Origin of the sequence: Serratia sp. LACPHL-BACT-2024-00286 (genome assembly GCF_043109535.1) — a bacterium.
GTDB classification, from domain to species: domain Bacteria; phylum Pseudomonadota; class Gammaproteobacteria; order Enterobacterales; family Enterobacteriaceae; genus Serratia; species Serratia sarumanii.
This window is the reverse complement of the sequence record NZ_JBICNA010000006.1, coordinates 47,980-66,885: the sequence shown is the minus strand read 5'-3', so window position 1 is coordinate 66,885 and position 18,906 is coordinate 47,980. Positions and strand designations below refer to the sequence as shown.

The 18,906-nt window shown below is 62.1% G+C and carries 21 protein-coding genes; 2 read left to right on the top strand and 19 right to left on the bottom strand.

The features are described from left to right. Positions 1 to 5 precede the first annotated feature (5 nt). The 10 genes from ACF8MC_RS18355 to ACF8MC_RS18310 form a co-directional block, all read right to left on the bottom strand. Entirely contained in the window at positions 6 to 1,256 is a 1,251-nt protein-coding gene (locus ACF8MC_RS18355) for a phospholipase D-like domain-containing protein (protein ID WP_164105662.1), read from the bottom strand. Continuing rightward, the gene (locus tag ACF8MC_RS18350) at positions 1,249 to 1,899 is read right to left on the bottom strand and encodes a MotA/TolQ/ExbB proton channel family protein (protein WP_033636949.1); all 651 of its coding nucleotides are present in this window, start codon (positions 1,897 to 1,899) and stop codon (positions 1,249 to 1,251) included. The genes ACF8MC_RS18355 and ACF8MC_RS18350 overlap by 8 nt, the downstream gene beginning before the upstream one ends. A 45-nt stretch (positions 1,900 to 1,944) precedes the next feature. Beyond that, complete coding sequence (locus tag ACF8MC_RS18345; protein ID WP_033636947.1) at positions 1,945 to 4,188, bottom strand: TonB-dependent receptor; 2,244 nt, start codon at positions 4,186 to 4,188, stop codon at positions 1,945 to 1,947. A gap of 39 nt (positions 4,189 to 4,227) precedes the next feature. After that, positions 4,228 to 4,974: an energy transducer TonB gene (locus tag ACF8MC_RS18340; RefSeq protein WP_033636946.1), complete on the bottom strand. Its 747-nt coding sequence runs from the start codon at positions 4,972 to 4,974 to the stop codon at positions 4,228 to 4,230. A gap of 1 nt (position 4,975) precedes the next feature. Next, positions 4,976 to 5,383: a biopolymer transporter ExbD gene (locus tag ACF8MC_RS18335; RefSeq protein ID WP_004933244.1), complete on the bottom strand. Its 408-nt coding sequence runs from the start codon at positions 5,381 to 5,383 to the stop codon at positions 4,976 to 4,978. 244 nt (positions 5,384 to 5,627) lie between these two features. Continuing rightward, positions 5,628 to 5,951 carry a DNA-binding transcriptional regulator gene (locus ACF8MC_RS18330; protein ID WP_047569482.1) on the bottom strand — a complete coding sequence of 108 codons (324 nt, stop codon included), beginning with the start codon at positions 5,949 to 5,951 and terminating at the stop codon, positions 5,628 to 5,630. Next, entirely contained in the window at positions 5,914 to 6,294 is a 381-nt protein-coding gene (locus ACF8MC_RS18325; RefSeq protein ID WP_164105660.1) for a type II toxin-antitoxin system RelE/ParE family toxin, read from the bottom strand. Before ACF8MC_RS18325 ends, ACF8MC_RS18330 begins: the two co-directional genes overlap by 38 nt. A 255-nt stretch (positions 6,295 to 6,549) precedes the next feature. Further along, positions 6,550 to 7,470: a L,D-transpeptidase family protein gene (locus tag ACF8MC_RS18320; protein WP_025305160.1), complete on the bottom strand. Its 921-nt coding sequence runs from the start codon at positions 7,468 to 7,470 to the stop codon at positions 6,550 to 6,552. 231 nt (positions 7,471 to 7,701) lie between these two features. Next, positions 7,702 to 8,577 (bottom strand): helix-turn-helix domain-containing protein, encoded by an 876-nt coding sequence (locus ACF8MC_RS18315; protein WP_033648560.1) that lies wholly within the window; start codon positions 8,575 to 8,577, stop codon positions 7,702 to 7,704. Positions 8,578 to 8,587: 10 nt separating this feature from the next. Continuing rightward, positions 8,588 to 8,965, bottom strand: coding sequence for a hypothetical protein (locus ACF8MC_RS18310; RefSeq protein WP_049202336.1), 378 nt, complete (start codon positions 8,963 to 8,965; stop codon positions 8,588 to 8,590). Between the two features lie 120 nt (positions 8,966 to 9,085). On the opposite strand from ACF8MC_RS18310, the gene ACF8MC_RS18305 reads away from it, so the two are divergent. Next, entirely contained in the window at positions 9,086 to 9,907 is an 822-nt protein-coding gene (locus tag ACF8MC_RS18305) for a helix-turn-helix transcriptional regulator (RefSeq protein WP_164105655.1), read from the top strand. A 38-nt stretch (positions 9,908 to 9,945) separates the two neighbouring features. Here the strand turns inward: ACF8MC_RS18305 and ACF8MC_RS18300 are convergent, their stop codons facing one another. The 7 genes from ACF8MC_RS18300 to ACF8MC_RS18270 all read right to left on the bottom strand — a co-directional run bounded on the left by ACF8MC_RS18300 (position 9,946) and on the right by ACF8MC_RS18270 (position 17,175). Continuing rightward, positions 9,946 to 11,082 (bottom strand): porin, encoded by a 1,137-nt coding sequence (locus tag ACF8MC_RS18300; RefSeq protein ID WP_164105653.1) that lies wholly within the window; start codon positions 11,080 to 11,082, stop codon positions 9,946 to 9,948. Between the two features lie 369 nt (positions 11,083 to 11,451). After that, positions 11,452 to 12,222 (bottom strand): 3-hydroxybutyrate dehydrogenase, encoded by a 771-nt coding sequence (locus tag ACF8MC_RS18295; RefSeq protein ID WP_060422146.1) that lies wholly within the window; start codon positions 12,220 to 12,222, stop codon positions 11,452 to 11,454. Between the two features lie 12 nt (positions 12,223 to 12,234). Further along, positions 12,235 to 13,626 carry a GntP family permease gene (locus ACF8MC_RS18290; RefSeq protein ID WP_089186807.1) on the bottom strand — a complete coding sequence of 464 codons (1,392 nt, stop codon included), beginning with the start codon at positions 13,624 to 13,626 and terminating at the stop codon, positions 12,235 to 12,237. Positions 13,627 to 13,671: 45 nt separating this feature from the next. Beyond that, a complete protein-coding gene (locus ACF8MC_RS18285) occupies positions 13,672 to 14,595 on the bottom strand; it encodes a 3-hydroxyacyl-CoA dehydrogenase family protein (protein ID WP_060451815.1) in 924 nt (307 codons plus the stop codon). 18 nt (positions 14,596 to 14,613) lie between these two features. After that, positions 14,614 to 15,798, bottom strand: coding sequence for an acetyl-CoA C-acetyltransferase (locus ACF8MC_RS18280; RefSeq protein ID WP_164105651.1), 1,185 nt, complete (start codon positions 15,796 to 15,798; stop codon positions 14,614 to 14,616). Positions 15,799 to 15,811: 13 nt separating this feature from the next. Then, positions 15,812 to 16,465, bottom strand: a complete 654-nt coding sequence (locus ACF8MC_RS18275; RefSeq protein ID WP_041037752.1) for a CoA transferase subunit B — start codon at positions 16,463 to 16,465, stop codon at positions 15,812 to 15,814. Between the two features lie 11 nt (positions 16,466 to 16,476). After that, entirely contained in the window at positions 16,477 to 17,175 is a 699-nt protein-coding gene (locus ACF8MC_RS18270) for a CoA transferase subunit A (RefSeq protein ID WP_164105648.1), read from the bottom strand. Positions 17,176 to 17,343: 168 nt separating this feature from the next. Between ACF8MC_RS18270 and ACF8MC_RS18265 the strand changes: the two genes are divergently transcribed. After that, positions 17,344 to 18,261, top strand: a complete 918-nt coding sequence (locus tag ACF8MC_RS18265) for a LysR family transcriptional regulator (RefSeq protein WP_033636930.1) — start codon at positions 17,344 to 17,346, stop codon at positions 18,259 to 18,261. Here ACF8MC_RS18265 and ACF8MC_RS18260 read toward each other — a convergent pair. Next, positions 18,251 to 18,550 carry a helix-turn-helix domain-containing protein gene (locus ACF8MC_RS18260; protein ID WP_019453270.1) on the bottom strand — a complete coding sequence of 100 codons (300 nt, stop codon included), beginning with the start codon at positions 18,548 to 18,550 and terminating at the stop codon, positions 18,251 to 18,253. The genes ACF8MC_RS18265 and ACF8MC_RS18260 overlap by 11 nt on opposite strands. A gap of 3 nt (positions 18,551 to 18,553) precedes the next feature. Next, on the bottom strand, positions 18,554 to 18,904 hold the full coding sequence (locus ACF8MC_RS18255; protein ID WP_164105647.1) for a type II toxin-antitoxin system RelE/ParE family toxin: 351 nt from the start codon (positions 18,902 to 18,904) through the stop codon (positions 18,554 to 18,556). Between the last annotated feature and the right edge of the window lie 2 nt (positions 18,905 to 18,906).

The window sequence follows — 18,906 nt, the reverse complement described above, 5'->3', positions numbered from 1 at the left end:
GCTTATCAGGATTCGCCGCCCGGCTTGGGCGGCGGGTAGTCGTAATCCAGCCGCAACGGTTCGGCGTAGACGCTGTTCCACAGCTGTTGGTACAGCTTGTCCAACCGCCCGCTCATCGCCGCGCTGTGCATCACCAGCTCCAGATTGCGCGAGTTGTCCAGATAGCCGCCGGTCCAGTTGCTGGTGCCCACCCAGGCAATCTCATCGTCGATGGTCATCAGCTTGCTGTGGATGACGCGGGCGAACGGAATGAAGCCGCTGCTGGCCGGCGGAATGGTCACCACCTTGATCTGCACATTCGGCACCAGCGCCAGGCTCTTCAGCCAGGCAATATCCGGCTTTTTGGTGTTCCAGTTGGCCACCATCAGCTCGATCTGCACCCCGCGCGCCGCCGCGCTGCGCAACGCGTTGTCGATCACCGCATAGAAGGGGCGGCTGCGTTCCGGGCCGAACGACAGCGGCGCGTAGTCCATCACCTGCACCCGCACCCGCCGCTTGGCGCCGGCCAGCAGGCGCGGCAGCTCGGCCTGTGAGTCAATCACCCCCGCCGGGTTGTAGGCGCGCGGGCTGGCCGCCAGATAGTTGCCCTGCGGCTGCGCCGTCGGCGGCGAATCGGGCAGCGCCGGCACCGGCTTATCCTGCGCCAACAGCGCCTGCGCCTGCCAGTCCTGTTCGAAGATCGCCTGAATCTGCCCCACCACCTTAGCGTCGCTGATGCGCAGCCCGGTTTCGTGAATGTGTTCCAGCGCACGCCAGTCGAAGTTCTGGCTGCCGACGAACGCCTGCTCGCCGTCCACCAGCAGATATTTGGCGTGCAGAATGCCGCCGCTCAGCTTCTGGTAAGGAATGATGCGCAGCTCCAGATTGGGGATCGCCTTCAGCTGTTCCAGCGTCTCGGCGGTAGACATGCGAAGGCCCTTCTCTTCCAGCAAAAAGCGGATTTTCACCCCGCGTTCGCCGGCCGCCTTCAGGTGCTGCAGCACGCCGTCCAGCAGCGAACCGTCCTGATTCGCCACGTAGAACTGCCCCAGATCGATGCGGGTTTTCGCCGCGTCGAACATCTCGCGCCACACCTCGGCGGTGTTGCGCAGATCGTCGGCCTGCAGCGCGGTTTCCACCGGTGCGGTGTACACCAGCTCATAGCCGGGAATAGCAAAACGCGCCGCGGCGCTCTGGCTCATCATCAACAAACAACCGCCCCACAATGCCGTATAAAGGCGGCCGAGCGGCCGCCGTACTGGATGGCCATTAGGCATAGCGCGGCGCCCCGCTGTCAACCCATTGTTCGCCGCTGCCGCTCTCCGGGCGGCTGGCCGGTTGGCCGGCGCGGATCAGCAGCACCTTCAGCAGTTCGTTGATGCGCTCCATGCGGCTCTGCAGGAAGTTGTTGGCCACCAGGCACAGCAGCGCGATGGCGATGCCGAGGCCGGTGGCGTACAGCGCGGTGCCCATCCCGGCCGACACCAGGCTCGGCTCGGACACCCCCGAGGCGGCCAGCGCCTTGAAGGTTTCGATGATCCCCATCACCGTGCCCAGCAGCCCCAGCAGCGGCGCGGCGGTGACCACGGTTTCCAGCAGCCACAGGCCGCGCGCCATCGGCGGCTTGCTCAGCAGGTACTGGGCGTCGATCAGATCGCCGATCGCCTCGCGGTCGCCGGCGCGGTGTTTCTGCGCCAGTACCGGCGCGATCACCGTCATCGGCAGGCTGTTGCGCTGGGTCAGCTCGTCCGGCAGATCGGCGGCGCGGCGCACGTCCGGCGTCAGCGCCTGCTCCAGCCGGCGCGCCTGGCGCTGGGTGTAGGCGAAGTACAGCGTGCGTTCGATGATGATCACCAGCGCAATCGCCAGCGCGGCGTACATCACGTAGAAAATAATGTCGTGCAACAGATTGGCGTCCATACAGGGGTCCTCTTCCCCGCGCCCGGCAGGCGGCGGGGCATTCAGTTAAAAGGTGGCTTCCAGCGAGACGCTGAAGGTGCGTTCTTCGCCGACGTTGTAATACGGCGTGCTGGCCCTCACGCCGCCGTAAGGCGCCGCGTTGAAGGTGGTGGTGCGCACCGAGGTCAGGTATTCCTTGTCAAACAGGTTGCTGATGCCAAAACGCAGCGCGGCGCTTTTGACGATTTTCTTGTCCACCGGCAGATGCACCCCCGCCGCCAGATCGAACACCGTGCGGCCGCCGATCTTCTCGTCGTTGGTCAGATCGCCGTAGAACGCACTGACGTACTTGCCGCTGACGCTGCCGTAATACAGCCCGTCGTCATAACCCAGCGTCATGTTCAGCAGGTTTTTCGGCACGTTCGGCACCTCTTTGCCGGAGGTCGGCAGCGGCAGCCCGCCGTTGCTGACGATGTCGTTCTTCTGCTTCGATTCGGTGTAGGTATACGAGGTGTAGTAGTTGAAGTTATGCGGCAACTGGCCGCTCCACTCCAGCTCCAGCCCTTTGTTCTCCACGTTACCGATGTTCATCATCTCGTAGTCGCCGGCCGCGTTGGTGGTGGAGATTTGGCGATCGCTGTAGCGCATGTAGAACAGCGTGGCGCTCAGCAGCATGTCCTCTTGCTGGAAACGCCAGCCCAGTTCGTGGTTCCAGCTTAGCTCAGGCTTGGTGCTGAGCGAGTCGCCGACGTTGTACAGCACGTAGTTGGGCGGCGTGCGCATGTTGCGCGTCAGGTTGTAGAACACCTGGTTTTCCTGGTTCACCTTATAGCTGGCGCTGAAGTTCGGCAGGAATTCATGATAGGTGGCTTTGCGCTTCTCCGGCACGTTGTACAGGCTGCCGCGGTTGTCCCCTTTGCGCTCCACATACTGATAGGCCAGGCCGCCGACGAAGGTCCAGTCCGGCGTGGCGAACCAGGTATCCTGCAACCACACCTTCTGCGCCGGGGTGATGGTGTACTGGTTGCGCCCCTGCACCGTATTGCCGTTGGCGTCCTTCACCTGATCGGAGCCGCCAGGTTTTCCCCAAATCTGCGCCGGGTTGCCGTCGTCCTTGATGCTGATGAACGGCTGGGTTTGCAGCTGGCGCGCACGCTCATACCAGTAGCCGATATCCAGGCTGTGCTGCTCGTTGATGTCCCACTTCAGCTTGGTGGTGATGCCCGGCCGCCAGGTTTGGGTCCACGACGGGCGGTAATAGGTGTTGGACTGCAGGTTGCTGAGGTCATACTGCCCGGCTCTGTCCGACGTGCTGGACAATACCGATGCCGTCTGGCCGTTGAAACTGCCGCCGTTGCCCCAGTAGTAATACGGCTGCAGGGTCAGCGACAGGTCGTCGCGCAGCTGCAGTTTCTGGGTGAACGATAGCGTGAAGTTCTCGAACGGGTTGCGTTCGATCTTGTAATACTTGTTCAACTGCCCTTTGCTGTTGTACTCCGGCGTGGTGGCGTAATCGGTACCACGCCCATCGTTTTGGAACTGCGCCTTGCTCAGGGTGTTGTAGTTGGTGTTGTTCTGGCGGTTGTACTTCATCACCAGATTGCTGCTGTTGCCGTTGCCGTCTTCATACAGCGAGTTCATCTCGAACTTGTCGGAGTACAGGCGCCCTTCGCCGCGCCACTTCTTCGCCTCGGTGTGCGAATAAGATATCCAGTTGCTGAAACCGTTGTATTCGCCGGTCTCCAGGCGGGCAAAGGTTTTGCTCAGATTATTGCTGCCCAGCGTCTGCTTGAGGAAACCGCCGAAGTCTTTCGCCGGGCGGCGCGTCACCAGGCCGATGTTGCCGCCGCTCGAGCCGATGTGCGGGCCGTCCGCTTCGGAGGAGCCCTGGGTGACGAACACCTCTTCCAGGTTCTCCGCATCGCCCAGCAGGTTCGGGTATACCGCGTAGTTGCCGGAGTCGTTGATCGGGATGCCGTCCATCGACAGGCCGATCTGATCCGAGTTCATGCCGCGCATGGTGTAGTCCACGCCGCTCAGGCCGCTGGCGTCGTTGCTGTTGACGTTCAGGCCCGGCGTGTATTTCAGCTTATCGATGGCGTTGGCCGCCGACGGCATTTTATCCATCGCTTCTTTGGTGACGGTGGAGCGCGCCTTGGCGCTGTCATCCTGCACCATCATGCCGCCGCCGAGCGACTGCCCCTTGACGCTGATGGTGCCGACATCGGTGGCGTCGGCCGCCAGCGCGGCGCCCGGCAGCATCGCCGACATCACCGCCAGATAGATCCCAGAACGATTAAACGATTTCATTGTGTGCATCCCATAAAAATCAAACGATTAACCCTTGCGCTAAGGCGCCTGATAATTGAACGTCGCGGTAAATCTTTTGGTTGTTTGCCCGGCGAACGCCTCGCTCGGGAACGGCTTTACTGAACTGATGCTTTGCAGGCTGCTCATCGCCGCGCGGTTCAGCAGCATGCTGGCGGCTTTGTTGGCGATGCCGGAAGAGAGCACCCGCCCGCTGCGATCGACCTCCAGCCACACTTCGACGTTGCCCTGCGGGCGCTCGAGCGAAGCCTGGCGCCCGCTTGGGTAGCGCTTGCGCTGTTCCAGCTCGCGGCGCAAGGCCAGCAGATAGCCGTTTTCGATCGCCTGCGCATTCACCTTCGGCGCGGCCGGTGCGGCCGGTGCGGGCTGCGCCGCCGGTTTGCTGACCAGCGCGCGCGGGGCGGCGGGCGCCGGCGTCGGTTTAGGCTTCTCTACCGGTTTGGCTTTCTCTTTCACCGGTTTGGGTTTGGGCTTCGGCTGCGGTTTCGGCACCGGCTTGGCTTCCACGATCGGTTCCGGCGCCGGCACTACCGGTTCGGGGATCGGCTCCGGCTCGGGCGGCGGCGGTTCTGGCTGGGGCTCCGGCGGCGTTTCCGGTTGAGGTTCAGGCGCCGGTTCAGGCTCCACCAGCGCCAGTTCGATGGCGGTTTCGTCGTAGCGCGGCTGGATCTTCAGCGCCGCCTGCTGGCTGGCGAACAGCAGGCAACCGGCGACAATCAGCGCCGGCAACCAGCTGAAAAGATGACGTGAGCGATAGAGCAGATACATGTCACAGCTTCCGTGTCGCGATGGAGACGGAGAAGAAACCGCCCTGGCGCAGGTTGTCCATCACCGCCACCAGCCGCTCGACCGCCACGCCCTTGTCGCTGTTGACGATGATGGTGGTGGTCTGGTTGGCCTGCTGCTGTTGCTTCAGCGTGTTGACCAGCGCGTCGAGCGCGATCGGCTGGCCATCCAGCTGCAGCTGTTCGTCGGCCCCCAGCGTGATGATCGCTTTCTTCTGCGGTTTCAGCTGCTGCGCGCTGCCGGCGGACGGCAGCTGCGTTTTCAGCCCGAGCGCAGGAATGACGTTCAGGCTAATCAAGACGAAAAACACCAATAAAAACATCATCACGTCGATCATCGGGATCAGTTCGATGTGCGCTTTGTTCTTTTTCGGTTCGTTCCAGTTACGCATGACACTCCCTCCCAAAAGCGAAGCAGCCAATATAGGAGGGGTTTGTTTACCTTTTGTTACGCTTGTGTGATCTTATTTTCACAGTGTGGATTTTTTGCGAGAATTTTTTCAATGGCAGGCGATAACGGAAGAGATATAACTTATTAATTAGCTATAGTTTTTATTGGAATAATTGCGAGGCGGGCATTTCAGAGAACCAAAGCCAGAGGGGATAATGTGATAATAGTGACAGCCCAAACGGTCACTACAACAAGACCTCAAGCCCGTGCTTGCGTACGATCGAAAGCAGCTTAAGCGACACGCCGCCCGGCCGTTTCACCCCCGTCTCCCATTTCTGTATGGTCGACACGCTGGTATTCAGATAACGGGCAAAAACCGGTTGGCTTAAACGTAACTGCTCGCGCAACGCTTTGATCTCCTGGGGCTGCAACATCTCGACCGGAGCAAGGCAAGACTCATCAAAACTGCGTAGGGTTTCCAGAGAAATGGCGCCAGCACGATGCAATCCTTCAGCGGCGCTGTGAATCGCCTCAAATGCCTGACTCCGAAACGTTTTTTCCTGCTTCATGGCAAATCTCCACCCATTCTTTTTTCACAACCTGGGACTCGACCTGGTCGTCGCTCAACGCGCCAAACTGCATCGCTAACTTGCGAAAAGCGTGTAATTCTGCCCCTGTAATATTGGTCTGGGCCTGCTTGGCAAACAAAAAAACAAACACCCAGTGCCGACCATTTTTCGCTAATACCAACGCGCGGTCGCGATTATGATTAAGACGTTTTTTAAATACGCCACCGCCTAAATCTGCAGCCAAACCTCGTTGCACGTCTTTTACTGCCCGACACAACGCCTTATCGGTGATGCCGTGAGCCCGAGCTTTCCTGCTAAACCAACAAGTTTTAAATGTACGCATTGCGATGGGCTTCCCGTAAAAACGTAGCACTTAGTGAGACACTTTTCCAGTGCATTCCTCCCCGCCAGCATCGCTTTAAACATTGATGACGACCACCATGAGAAACCCGATTTGCATGATGACGCGCATAATGACTTCTTTCAGTGCAACGTTGAGGGCATCATTGCGCACGCACACGCAACAGCATGTTTTACCGGCATAAAAAAAGACGCCCGCAGGCGTCTTCTTGGCATTTTCACTGAGGCCGGAAGGCAATCAGTTCACTTTCACCGGCATACCGGAACGGGCCTTGATCGCCGCGTCCACTTCGCTCTGGTTGACGCCGGCGTCCATCAGTACTTTGCCGACCGGCGCGGAGATGGTCAGCGGCACCGGATCTTTGGATTGCAGCTGCTCTTCGTTGGCCGACAGCGGGTTGTGCACTTCCACGTAGCGCGAGCCGTCCGGTTCGACGGTGGCTTTCATCGGTTCGTTGATGAACTGCACGCGGGTGCCGACCGGCACGTTCTCGAACAGGTACTTGATGTCGTCGGCGCGCAGACGCACACAGCCGTGGCTCACGCGCAGGCCGATGCCGAAGTTGGCGTTGGTGCCGTGGATGGCGTACAGGCGGCCGACATACAGCGCATACAGCCCCATCGGGTTGTCCGGGCCGGCCGGGAACACCGCAGGCAGGATCTCGCCGTCGGCCGCGTACTCGGCGCGCATCTTGGCGGTCGGCGTCCAGGTCGGGCCGTCTTTCTTGCGCTGCACGGTGGTGGTCCAGTTCAGCGGGGTGTCTTTGCCCAGCTGGCCGATACCGATCGGCAGCACCACCACGGTGTTGGAGCCTTTCGGGTAGTAGTACAGACGCATCTCGGCGCTGTTGATGATGATGCCTTCACGCGGCGCGTCCGGCAGGATCAGCTGCTGCGGGATGGTCAGGGTGCTGCCGGCCTTCGGCAGGAACGGATCCACGCCCGGGTTGGCTTCCAGCATGTTGCTCAGCCCCATCTGATACTGGGCGGCGAAGCTTTCCAGCGGCAGTTTGCTGTCTTCCGGTACGGTGATTTGGATATTTTCGCCCACCAAACGGCTGTCTTTTGGCGGCAGCGGGTAAACGACGGCGAAGGCAGCCTGGCTGAATGCAACCAGTGCCGTAAACAGGGTTAATAACGCGCGAATGCTCATTTTCATCTTCGTGTTGGTCAAGGCCACTGGCGATTAGGGGGATCGGTTTCTACGGCCACTTTTACCCCGATGGATTTCAGCCGGCAGCCAAGCGCTGCGGCCTGAAAAACAGGGGGGATTTGACCGGATGCGCATTATATGTGCACATCAATCAAAGTGTGAACCATTACCGATGTAATATCGCAATTTTTTGTAACCTGAAGCGCCACGAAGGAGATTTTTTGCGAGAACCGCCGCCTAACCGGCGGCGGCCAACGCTTCTACCCGCCGGATCGGGATCAGATATTCGCAGCGGATCGCCGCGCCGCCGAGCGGGCAGCGGCCCTCCTGCGCCGGGTAGAAAAGCTCGATATCCTGCCCCGGCCGACGGATGGCGTTCATCTGCGGCATCGCGGTGTCATACAATCGGACGATAAAGTTTTGTAACCCTTCCTCCTGCCCTTGATAGGTGAAGCGGGCATACTCACCCTGTTCGATAGTCACCCGCTCCCCCATCGCCCCTTCGTCCGGCAAAGCAGCGGTGTAGGCCATGCGCGGGTTACCCCGGCGTTGCCGATCGACCTCCAGGCTGGTGAGGCCGTATACCACCTCCGGCAGCGCCTGCGGCGGCAGCAGCTGCCGCCAGGCGTGGCGGCGCAGCTCGCACTTGGAGGCCGCCAACTGCCCCAGCGTAAAGCTGCGCCGCTGGGTATGGCCCACCAGCTGCATGGCGGGCAGCGTCACGATATCGGCCTGCGGCAACGGTGTTTCGGTCAGCCGCAGCGGCGGCTGCAGGCCATAGCTCGACCAATCCTGGCTGCGGCGATAGCTGGCCGGCGGCAGACCGAACTGCTTGCGGAAGCAACGGGTGAAGGTCTGCTGCGAATCGAACTGGTAAGTGTCGGCGATGCAGGCCACGCTGGTGCCGGTCAGGCGCAGTTCGCGCGCGGCGGCGGTCAGCCTTCTGCGGCGCGCGTACGTGCCGAGAATATGGCCGGTATGCTGCTTGAACATCCGCTGCAAATGCCACTTGGAGTAGCCGGACTTGGCGGCAATGTCGTCCAGCGTCAGCGGCTGATCCAGGCTCTGCTCGATCCAGGCCAGCAGCTGTTCAATCACCTGTTGCTGGTGCATGGTATTCCCCTTATTTTAACAATAACGTCTGCGCCAATACCCGGCCTGCGGCTTCATCGGCGGCCACCAGCACCGGATAGCCCCAGAACTTGGCGCCGTATTCGGCGAACTCTTCCGCCGCCGCGCGTTTGGCGTCGTCCGGCTCCAGCATGATCATGCCTTTCACCCACAGCTTCAGCGCCTCGCGGTTATCGCGCTTCCACAGCGCGACCTGGGTGCGGGCATCGCGGTCATGTTCTTGTTCTTCATCGCCGACGCTGCGGTCGGTCATCAGGACAAAAGGCTCGGCGCGCGCCAGCAGCGCGCTGAATTCGGCCAGCTCGGCCTGGGTATCGCGCCCGTTTTGGCGCATCCATACCAGCGGAAAATCGGCAGTATCCAATGACATAATCAGTTTCCTCAGGAAATGGTTTAGGGCTGGCGCTTACTTTATCGGCACCGGAGCTAGACCGCATTGCGCAATCAGGACATAATACTTTTCAATTCCGCCAAATTGAGAATTGTTCTCATGAAAGTACAGATCCCCCGCCGCTGTCTGGATATCGATCAGGTGCCGCGCCCGCTGTTTGCCCTGCAAGGTTCGACCCTCGAGCAGGATTGGGAAATCGAGCCGCACCGCCACCAGAAGGCGCAGCTGATTTACACCGTGCGCGGCATGATCCGCTGCGAAGTGGAGAATGGGCTGTGGCTGGTGCCGCCGCAGTGCGCGCTGTGGATGCCGGGCAACGTGTTGCACAACGCCCAGGGCGCCGGCTCCACCGAGGCCTACTGCCTGTTCGTCGATCAACATGCCGCCGCCGGTCTGCCGCAAAACTGCTGCACGCTGTCGGTCTCGCCGCTGCTGCGCGAGCTGCTGCTGCAGGCCACCACCTTCGAACCGCTCTACGACGAACAGGGCGCCGAAGGGCGCCTGACGGCGGTGTTGCTGGATCAGCTGGTAGCCGCGCCGATCGAAAATCTGCACCTGCCGGTATCCGACGACGCGCGCATCCGGCAGTTGACCGAAGGCATGCTGAGCTGCCCGGCGGACAAATCCACCCTCGGGCAGTGGGCGCAGCGCATCGGCATGAGCGAGCGCTCCCTCAGCCGCACCTTGCAACAACAGATGGGCATGAGCTTCGGCCACTGGCGGCGCCAGCTGCACGTGATGCTGGCGCTGCAGCGCTTGACGCAGGGCGAGAGCGTGCAGACGGTGGCGCTGGATCTGGGCTACGAGAGCGCCAGCGGCTTCGTCACCATGTTCAGAAAGGCGGTAGGCAAACCGCCGGCGCGCTACCTGGCGGAGCGCAACGCCTCTGGAGAAACCCTGGGCGGCGCAATTACCATGTGAAAAAGCCGGCGCAGGCGCCGGCTTGGAGCAGGTGAAAATCAGAAGTCGTAGAACACCGTAATCCAGGTGGAGTCCGGCTCGTTGTCGCTGCTGTTGGCCAGCGTGCGCTCCACATACACCGACAGACCGTAACCGATGGTGGTGCCCGCGCCGAGGTAAACGTGGTTGGCGTGATACGCCTCGTGCCCCTTCAGCCGCAGCGAGTCCGCCGCCACGTAAGGCTGGATCGATTTGAGGAACGGCTTGTCGATATTGAAGGTGTAACCGACAAAGCCTTCCAACCCGTAGCCGTCACCGGCGAAGAAGTGCGACAGCGTGCGCTGGCGGGTGCTCGGCACATAGTCTTTGTAGTAGCTGGCGGTGCCGACGATGTACCAGTTGTTCGGCTGCCAGGTCAACGCGGTGCCGGACAGCTGCTGGTGATAATCCTTTTCGTTGTACAGATTGTCTTTGATCTTCGCGTCGGTATAACTGTAGGCCGCGCTGAAGGTGAAATCCTTCGTCACCTTGTAATCGAAGCCCAGCCCGCCCCCGCCCTTGCGGCGATAAATCAGGTTATCCGCGGTGTGCAGATCGTCTTCCGGCAATAAATAGTTGGCGTACAGCGTTACCGGCCCGAAATCATTGGTGTACTTGATGCTGTTTTTCGGTTTATTGCCGCCGTCGTAGTCGCCGGAAATACCGATGCCGGTGCCGCCCGCGTGGCCATCGTTATCCCAGACGTCGCTTTTGATGCCGACCACCGAATAATAGATGCCGTATTGATGGCCGTAGGTCAGGGTGCCGTAACGATCGTCTTTGAAACCGGCGTACAGCTGGCGCTGATAGTCGCGCTTGCCGTCTTCGTTATAGTGCCCGTCCCAGCTGAGCGCGTGCGCCAGATCGACGCCCCACTCGTAATAGCCGATGATCGAGGTGTTCTGCGTCAGCGCATAGTCGCCGCTGAAGCGAAAACGCGTGCCGCCGTCGTGGCCGTTTTTGTCATAGCCCGGCTCCGGGCCGTTATTGAAGATCCACTCGGGGCGAATGCTGCCGCCCACCTTTAAACTGAGCGGTGCCAGCAACACATTGCTCTGCGGGTTTTTATCCAGAATGGTGATCTCGGCCTGTGCGCCGGCGGATAACGCCGACAGCAAGACGCCGCCAATGAATATTGGCGTTGTATTTTTTCTCATTATTACCCCTGCCCGAAAAAATTATTGTTATAAACACGGTGGTCTTAAGCCACGCAGAAATAATTAACCGATGTGAACAGCGCACGCAAGATATAAAATTTCACGCCATAACCTGTCATTATTTCAGGTTGGATTTAATTTCAGCAAAAACGTGTTAATCTGTAACGCAGAGAAAAATAATGTAATAACCGCAGCACAAAATAAACCAATCCGCACGTTTCACCCAAAATAAACCGGCGTGATTATCCGGGAATAAAGATAGCAAATAACAAATAAATATTATTGCCGCAGGTAAACCGTCACGCAGGGGAATTAACTCATGGCGGGAAATAACGACGGAGCGCATTGCACGCTCCGAGAGAGAATTCACTACTGCGCCAGCCAACCGCCGTCCATGTTCCAGGCGGCGCCGCGCACCTGCGCCGCCGCATCGCTGCACAGGAACAGCGCCAGCTCGCCGAGCTGCTCTGGCGTAACGAACGCTTGCGAAGGCTGCTTCTCCGCCAACAGCTCATCGCGCGCCCGCTGTGGATCGGTGCCGGCGGCAATGCGCTTGTCGATCTGCTGTTGCACCAGCGGCGTCAGCACCCAGCCGGGGCAAATGGCGTTGCAGGTGACGGGCGTGCGCGCGGTCTCCAGCGCCAGCGTCTTGGTCAGCCCCACCACGCCGTGCTTGGCTGCCACATAGGCCGACTTGTCTTTCGACGCCACCAGCCCGTGCACCGACGCCACGTTGATGATACGCCCCCAGTTGCGTTCGCGCATCCCCGGCAGCGCCAATCGGCAGGTGTGGAACACCGCCGACAGGTTGATGGCGAGGATGGCGTTCCATTTCTCCACCGGGAACTGATCCAGCGGCGCCACATACTGAATGCCGGCGTTGTTCACCAGAATGTCCACGCCGCCGAACTCACGTTCGGCATACTGCATCATGTCCGCTATCTGGGCCGCATCGCCGAGATCGGCGCCGTGATACCCCGGCGCGGCGCCCAGCCGCGCGACCTGCGCTTGTGCCTGCTCCACGTCGCCGAAGCCGTTGAGGATCACGCGCGCGCCGGCGGCGGCCAACACAGACGCTATCCCGAGGCCGATGCCGCTGGTCGAGCCGGTCACCAACGCGGTTTTGCCTTGTACACTCATGGTATCGCTCCTTTAAACAATGCCGGTCAGGTAGAACACGCCGATCACGAACAGCACCGCGGCGCTCTTGATCAGGGTGATGGCGAAGATGCCGCCATAGGCCTGCCGGTGGCTGAGGCCGGTGATCGCCAGCAGGGTGATCACCGCGCCGTTGTGCGGCAAGGTGTCCATGCCGCCGCTGGCCATCGAGGCCACCCGGTGCAGCACCTCCAGCGGAATCTGTGCCGCATGGGCGGCGGCGATAAAGCTGTCGGACATCGCCGCCAGCGCGATGCTCATACCGCCGGAGGCCGATCCGGTGATGCCGGCCAACAGGGTGACGCTGATCGCTTCGTTCAGCAGCGGGTTGGGGATCGCCGACAGCGCCTGCGACAGCACCAAAAAGCCCGGCAGCGCGGCGATCACCGCGCCGAAGCCGTATTCGGAGGCGGTGTTCATCGCCGCCAGGATCGCCCCGCCGACCGCCGTCTTGCTGCCTTCCGCCAGCCGGCCGCGAATATTGCGAAAACCGAACACCACCACCAGCAGAATACCCGACACCAGCGCCGCTTCCACCGCCCAGATGGCGGTGATCTTCGCCACGTCGGTGGCGATCGGCTTGGCCAGCCCCGGCAGCGTCAGCTCGTGGCTGGCGCCGTACCACTGCGGGATCCAATGGGTGAAGCCAAGGTTGAATACCCCGACCAAAATCAGCGGCAGGATGGCGATCAGCGGGTTCGGCAGGTTGATGTCGTCCGGGGTTTCCGGCTCGTTCAGCAGATCGGAGCCGTACCCTTCTCCCTTCAGCTGCGCCTTGCGCCGCTGGCGTTCAAGATACAGCAGACCGACCGCGATGATGAACAGCGAGCCGATCAGCCCCAGCCACGGCGCGGCCCAGGCATTGGTGCCGAAGAAGCTGGTCGGGATGATGTTTTGGATCTGCGGCGTGCCCGGCAAGGCGTCCATGGTGAAGGAGAAGGCGCCGAGCGCCACGGTGGCCGGGATCAGCCGCTTGGGGATACCGCTCTGGCGGAACAGCTCGGCGGCGAACGGATAGACCGCGAACGCCACCACGAACAGCGACACCCCGCCGTAGGTCAGCAGCGCGCACACCAGCACGATCACCGGAATGGCGTGACGCCGGCCGAGAATGCGGATCGCCGCCGCGACGATCGAACGGGAGAAGCCGGACAGCTCGATCAGCTTGCCGAACACCGCCCCCAGCAGGAACACCGGGAAGTAGAGCTTCACGAAGCCGACCATCTTCTCCATAAACAGCCCGGTGAAGGTCGGCGCCACCGCGCCGGGATCGGTCAGCAGCACCGCGCCCAGCGCGGCGATCGGGGCGAACAAAATCACGCTGTAGCCGCGGTAGGCGGCCAGCATCAGTAATCCCAGTGCTGCCAGGGCAATCAAAACGCTCATCGGTCACCTCAGTATCGTTGTTATTGTCAGGTACGGAGTGCGAAATTACGGTTTCAGCGCAAAGCGCAGCTGATGCGCCCGTCGCCGTTGAATGCGTTCCCTGCGTGCGTCATCCCAAAGATAAAATCCCCGGCCGCTGCGCTGGCCGGTATCGCCGCGCTGCAGCCGCTGTTCCACCAACGCCATCATCTCGTCGCCGGTCGCCAGTTCAGGGAACAGGTGGCGAGCGATGTCCGCCACCGTCGGCAGCCCGGTCATGTCGGCGGCCTCCAGCGGGCCGACCATGGCGTAGCGCCGCCCCAGCGAGGCGCGCATCACCTGATCCACCACCTCGGCGCTGGCGATGCCGCTGTGGACGATGTGCAGCGCCTCGCGCAGCACCGCAAACTGCAGCCGGTTGCCGACAAACCCCGGCGCGGCGCGCTCCAGCAGCACCGCCTCCAGCGCCATCCCGCCGAGCAGCGCCTGCACCGCCGCCAGATGGCGCGGATCGGTGGCGCGGCCGGGCACGATCTCCACCAGCGGGATCAGGTGCGGCGGGTGCCAGAAGTGGGCGATCAGCAGGCGCTGCGGGTGGGTCATGCGCGCCGCCAGCTCGTCCGGCGGCAGGCCGCTGGTGTTGCTGGCAATCACCGCGTCGTCGGCGATCAGCCCTTCCAACTGCTCATACAGCGCGTGCTTCAGCTCGAGCCGTTCCGGGATCGCCTCGATAAGCAGCCGGGCGCGCGCCACGTCGTTCAGCTCACCGGTCACGCGCAGGCGCGCTAGCGCCGCGTCGCGCTCATCGTTATCAAACTGCCCGACGTCGCTCAGCTCGGCCAGAATGCCGCTCGCCACCGCCGGCGCCTCCACCCGGCGCTGCGGATCCGGGTCATACAGCAGCACCTCATGGCCGTGGCGAATAAAGTGGGTGGCGATGCCCACCCCCATCAATCCGGCGCCCAGTACCGCATAATCAGATGACTGCATCGTGCCCTCCTCGGTTGTTTACGGGCGCTCTACCGCCAGCGCCACGCCCTGCCCGCCGCCGATGCACAGCATCGCCAGCCCCTTGTTCACCCCGCGGCGCTGCATTTCGTACAGCAGCGACACCAAAATGCGACAGCCGGACGCGCCGATCGGATGCCCCAGCGCGATCGCCCCGCCGTTGACGTTGACCCGCTCCGCCTCCCAGCCCAGTTCTTTGCCCACCGCCAGCGCCTGCGCGGCAAAGGCTTCGTTAGCTTCGATCAGATCGACCTCCTCCAGCCGCCAGCCGGCTTTCTCCAGGCAGCGCCGAGTGGCCGGCGCCGGGCCGATGCCCATGATCGCCGGATCGACGCCCGACGAGGCGTAACCGGCGATGCGCGCCAGCACCGGCAAGCGCAGCGCGGCGGCTTTTTCCGCGCTCATCAGCAACACCACGGCGGCGCCGTCGTTGAGCGACGAGGCGTTGCCGGCGGTCACCGTGCCCTCCTTGCGAAACGCCGGACGCAGCCGCGCCAGCGCTTCCAGGCTGGTGTCGCGCGGCTGTTCGTCGTGCTTAACAAGCGACGCTTCGCCCTTCGGCTTCGGCACCGTCACCGGCGTGATCTCCTGCGCGAAACGCCCGGCCTGCTGCGCCGCCTGCGCCTTCTGCTGCGAGCGCAGCGCAAAGCTGTCCTGCTCGGCGCGGCTGATGGCGTATTTCTCCGCCAGGTTCTCGGCGGTGATACCCATGTGGTAGTCGTTGAAGGCATCCCACAGGCCATCGTGGATCACGCTGTCCACCATCTGTGCGTGACCGAGGCGCAGGCCGGCGCGCGCGCCGGCCATCAGGTAAGGCGACCGGCTCATGCTCTCCTGGCCGCCGGCGATCACCGCCTCGGCGTCGCCGCTGCGGATCGCCTGCACCGCCAGATGCACCGCCTTCAAACCAGAGCCGCACACCTTGTTGATAGTCAGCGCCGGCGTCGTAACGGGCAGCCCGGCATTCAGCGCGGTCTGGCGCGCCGGATTCTGCCCGCAGCCGGCGGTCAGCACCTGGCCGAGGATCACTTCATCAATTTGCTGCGGCGCCACCCCGCTTTGCGCCAGCAGCCCTTGCACCGCCGCCGTGCCCAGTTCCACCGCCGTCAACGGCGCCAGCGCGCCGTGAAAACTGCCGACCGGCGTGCGCGTTGCCGCCACGATCACCACTTCACGTTGTTGCACATTCACCTCCGTCTCAGAAACGCATTTCAGGCACTTGATCCGGCACGATCAGCCGGCCGGCGGTTTTGGCGACAATCTCCGCCACGCTGACGCCGGGCGCGCGTTCGCGCAGCACGAAGGCGCCGTCTTCAATTTCCAGGTAGGCCAGATCGGTCAATACCTTGCGGATGCAGCGGGCGCCGGTCAGCGGCAGCGTGCAGCGCGGCAGCAGCTTGGACTCGCCGCTCTTCGAGGCGTGGGTCATCACCACGATGATGTTCTCCGCCCCCGCCACCAGATCCATCGCGCCGCCCATACCCTTGACCATCTTGCCGGGGATCATCCACGAGGCGATGTTGCCCTCGACGTCCACTTCAAACGCCCCCAGCACGGTCAGATCGACGTGGCCGCCGCGGATCATGGCGAACGACTGCGCCGAATCGAAGATCGACGCGCCGAGGCGCGCGGTGACCGTCTGCTTGCCGGCGTTGATCATGTCGGCGTCCAGCTGCTGCTCGGTCGGAAACTCGCCCATCCCCAGCAGGCCGTTTTCCGACTGCAGCATCACGTCCATGCCCGCCGGCACGTAGTTGGCCACCAGCGTCGGGATGCCGATGCCCAGGTTGACGTAGTAACCGTCCCTCAGCTCTTGCGCCACGCGCTGCGCCATTTGTTCACGGGTAAGCATGCGAATTCTCCTTATGCCCGCAGGGTGCGTTGTTCGATACGCTTCTCGAAGGTGCCCTGGATCAGCCGATCGACGTAGATGCCGGGGGTGTGGATCGCCGCCGGGTCCAGCTCGCCCGGTGCGACGATCTCTTCCACTTCCACCACCGTGATGCGCCCGGCGGTCGCCATCAGCGGATTGAAGTTCTGCGCAGTGTGGCGGTAGATGACGTTGCCGAAGTGATCGGCCTTCCAGCCTTTAACGATGGAGAAATCGCCGGTGATGGCGGTTTCCATGATGTAAGGGCGGCCGTTGAACTCGCGCACCTCTTTGCCTTCGGCGATCGGCGTGCCGTAGCCGGTGGCGGTGAAGAACGCCGGGATACCGGCGCCGCCGGCGCGGATCTTCTCCGCCAGCGTGCCCTGCGGCGTGAGATCGACCTCCAGCTCGCCGCTGAGCGCCTGCTGCTCGAACAGCGCGTTTTCGCCGACGTAAGATCCCACCACCTTGCGGATCTGATGGGTTTCCAGCAGCCGCCCGAGGCCGAACCCGTCGACGCCGCAGTTGTTGGAGACCACCGTCAACCCGCGCACGCCGCGCCGGCGGATCTCTTCGATCAGATTTTCCGGGATGCCGCACAGGCCAAAGCCGCCCGCCAGCACCGTCATGTTGTCCGTCAGGCCTGCCAGCGCTTCCTGGTAGCTGCCGACGCGTTTGTCGAGCCCTGCCATATCGTTGCCCCTGCATGTTGCGGCGCAGGGCGAAATGCCCTGGCTTGCGTGAGGGCATCTTCAGGTCACAAAAATGATTTGTTAATTTTGTTTTTATGCCTCATTCATTTAGAATTTTTATTAATCACACGTTAACCGACAATTAACAAAGAGTTAACGCCAACCAAAATGAAAATGAGCATCAAACAGTTACGCGCGTTTTTAGCGGTAGCTCACACTCTGAACTTCGCCCAGGCCAGCGAGCGGCTGAATATTTCGCAGCCGGCGCTCAGCCTGGCGATCCGTGGGCTGGAAGACGCGCTGGGCGGGCCGCTGCTGCTGCGCACCACCCGCCGGGTGACGCTGACGCCGGAGGGGGAAACCTTCTTCCCGATGGCGCGCCAGCTGCTGGCGGACTGGGACAACGCGGAAGAGGCGATGCGCCAGCGCTTCACCCTGCAGATGGGCAAGGTGGCGATCGCCGCCATGCCGTCGTTCGCCGGCAACCCGCTGCCGCCGATCCTCAAGGCATTTCGCGATCGTTACGCCGGCATCAACGTGGCGGTGCACGACGTCATCAACGAGCAGGTGTTTGAAATGATCCGCGAAGGGCGGGTGGAGATGGGCATCGCCTTCGAGCCGGAGCCGAGCGACACCCTGCACTTCACCCCGCTGTGCCGCGATCGCTTTCTGGCGGTGGTGCCGAAGGATTCGGCGCTGGCGCGCAAGGCGCAGGTAAGCTGGAAGGAGCTGCTGACGCTGGATTTCATCACCCTGCAGCGGCCATCGGCGGTGCGGCTGCTGCTGGAGCAGGAACTGGCCCGCAGCGGGCGAACGCTGGAGGTGGCGTTTGAAAGCCACCAGCTGGTGACGGTCGGGCGCATGGTGGCCAACGGCCTCGGCGCCAGCGCGGTGCCGGCGCTGTGCGAGCAACAGATGGATGAGCTGGGGGCGGTCTGCGTGCCGCTGATCGGCCCGATCATCGAACGGCGCGTGGGCCTGATCCGCCTGGCGCAGCACCAACTCTCTTCCGCCGCGCAGGCGCTGGCGACGGTGATCGAACGGGAAATGGCGGAGAGTGGCGCGCAGCCCGCGCTTAGACCGTAAACCCGACGTGCTTGCCGCCCGGCAGCTCAACGTCCAGGCGCAGCGTGCCGCCCATCGCTTCCACGTAGCGTTTCAGGGTCGAAATCTTCAGCTCGTTGCCGCGCCCTTCGATGGCCGCGACCGAAGGCTGGGAAATGCCCAGCGTTTTCGCCAGTTCCTGTTGGGAAATATTCAGCGCTTCCCGCAGCTGGTGCAGGTGCGCTTCAAACAGCATCTCTTCGGCCATTTCCTCGATGCGCCGGCGGCTCTCCGGGGTGCGGGAGGCCAGCAGTTGCTTTAAGGTGCTCATGGGTTACTCCTTGAAATAACACATCAAATATTGGGTGAACTGCGCATCCGCGATGGGCAACATCACTTTATAAAACCGCTTCTCATTACCCATTTTGTCGCCCGCACACAGCACAATCGCCTGCCGCGCCGGATCAAAGGCGAAAAAAGCGCGAATCGGCCGCCCTTTGTGCTGAATACGCAACTCTTTCATGTTGGGATGCAACGAACCTTTCAGCACGTCGACAAAAGGCCGCCGAAGAGAAGGCCCTGCACGCTCGAGCATCACCAGCGCGGCCAACACCTTTTCCTGCGTCGATTCATCCTGTTCACAGAGCCACCGATCAAACTCTTCCGTTGTCATTACCGTCCACATGG

Coding starts and splice junctions, on each gene's coding strand:
- ACF8MC_RS18355 (WP_164105662.1), bottom strand. CDS start 1,256: ATGCCTAATGGCCATCCAGTACGGCGGCCGCTCGGCCGCCTTTATACG.
- ACF8MC_RS18350 (WP_033636949.1), bottom strand. CDS start 1,899: ATGGACGCCAATCTGTTGCACGACATTATTTTCTACGTGATGTACGCC.
- ACF8MC_RS18345 (WP_033636947.1), bottom strand. CDS start 4,188: ATGAAATCGTTTAATCGTTCTGGGATCTATCTGGCGGTGATGTCGGCG.
- ACF8MC_RS18340 (WP_033636946.1), bottom strand. CDS start 4,974: ATGTATCTGCTCTATCGCTCACGTCATCTTTTCAGCTGGTTGCCGGCG.
- ACF8MC_RS18335 (WP_004933244.1), bottom strand. CDS start 5,383: ATGCGTAACTGGAACGAACCGAAAAAGAACAAAGCGCACATCGAACTG.
- ACF8MC_RS18330 (WP_047569482.1), bottom strand. CDS start 5,951: ATGAAGCAGGAAAAAACGTTTCGGAGTCAGGCATTTGAGGCGATTCAC.
- ACF8MC_RS18325 (WP_164105660.1), bottom strand. CDS start 6,294: ATGCGTACATTTAAAACTTGTTGGTTTAGCAGGAAAGCTCGGGCTCAC.
- ACF8MC_RS18320 (WP_025305160.1), bottom strand. CDS start 7,470: ATGAAAATGAGCATTCGCGCGTTATTAACCCTGTTTACGGCACTGGTT.
- ACF8MC_RS18315 (WP_033648560.1), bottom strand. CDS start 8,577: ATGCACCAGCAACAGGTGATTGAACAGCTGCTGGCCTGGATCGAGCAG.
- ACF8MC_RS18310 (WP_049202336.1), bottom strand. CDS start 8,965: ATGTCATTGGATACTGCCGATTTTCCGCTGGTATGGATGCGCCAAAAC.
- ACF8MC_RS18305 (WP_164105655.1), top strand. CDS start 9,086: ATGAAAGTACAGATCCCCCGCCGCTGTCTGGATATCGATCAGGTGCCG.
- ACF8MC_RS18300 (WP_164105653.1), bottom strand. CDS start 11,082: ATGAGAAAAAATACAACGCCAATATTCATTGGCGGCGTCTTGCTGTCG.
- ACF8MC_RS18295 (WP_060422146.1), bottom strand. CDS start 12,222: ATGAGTGTACAAGGCAAAACCGCGTTGGTGACCGGCTCGACCAGCGGC.
- ACF8MC_RS18290 (WP_089186807.1), bottom strand. CDS start 13,626: ATGAGCGTTTTGATTGCCCTGGCAGCACTGGGATTACTGATGCTGGCC.
- ACF8MC_RS18285 (WP_060451815.1), bottom strand. CDS start 14,595: ATGCAGTCATCTGATTATGCGGTACTGGGCGCCGGATTGATGGGGGTG.
- ACF8MC_RS18275 (WP_041037752.1), bottom strand. CDS start 16,465: ATGCTTACCCGTGAACAAATGGCGCAGCGCGTGGCGCAAGAGCTGAGG.
- ACF8MC_RS18270 (WP_164105648.1), bottom strand. CDS start 17,175: ATGGCAGGGCTCGACAAACGCGTCGGCAGCTACCAGGAAGCGCTGGCA.
- ACF8MC_RS18265 (WP_033636930.1), top strand. CDS start 17,344: ATGAAAATGAGCATCAAACAGTTACGCGCGTTTTTAGCGGTAGCTCAC.
- ACF8MC_RS18260 (WP_019453270.1), bottom strand. CDS start 18,550: ATGAGCACCTTAAAGCAACTGCTGGCCTCCCGCACCCCGGAGAGCCGC.
- ACF8MC_RS18255 (WP_164105647.1), bottom strand. CDS start 18,904: ATGTGGACGGTAATGACAACGGAAGAGTTTGATCGGTGGCTCTGTGAA.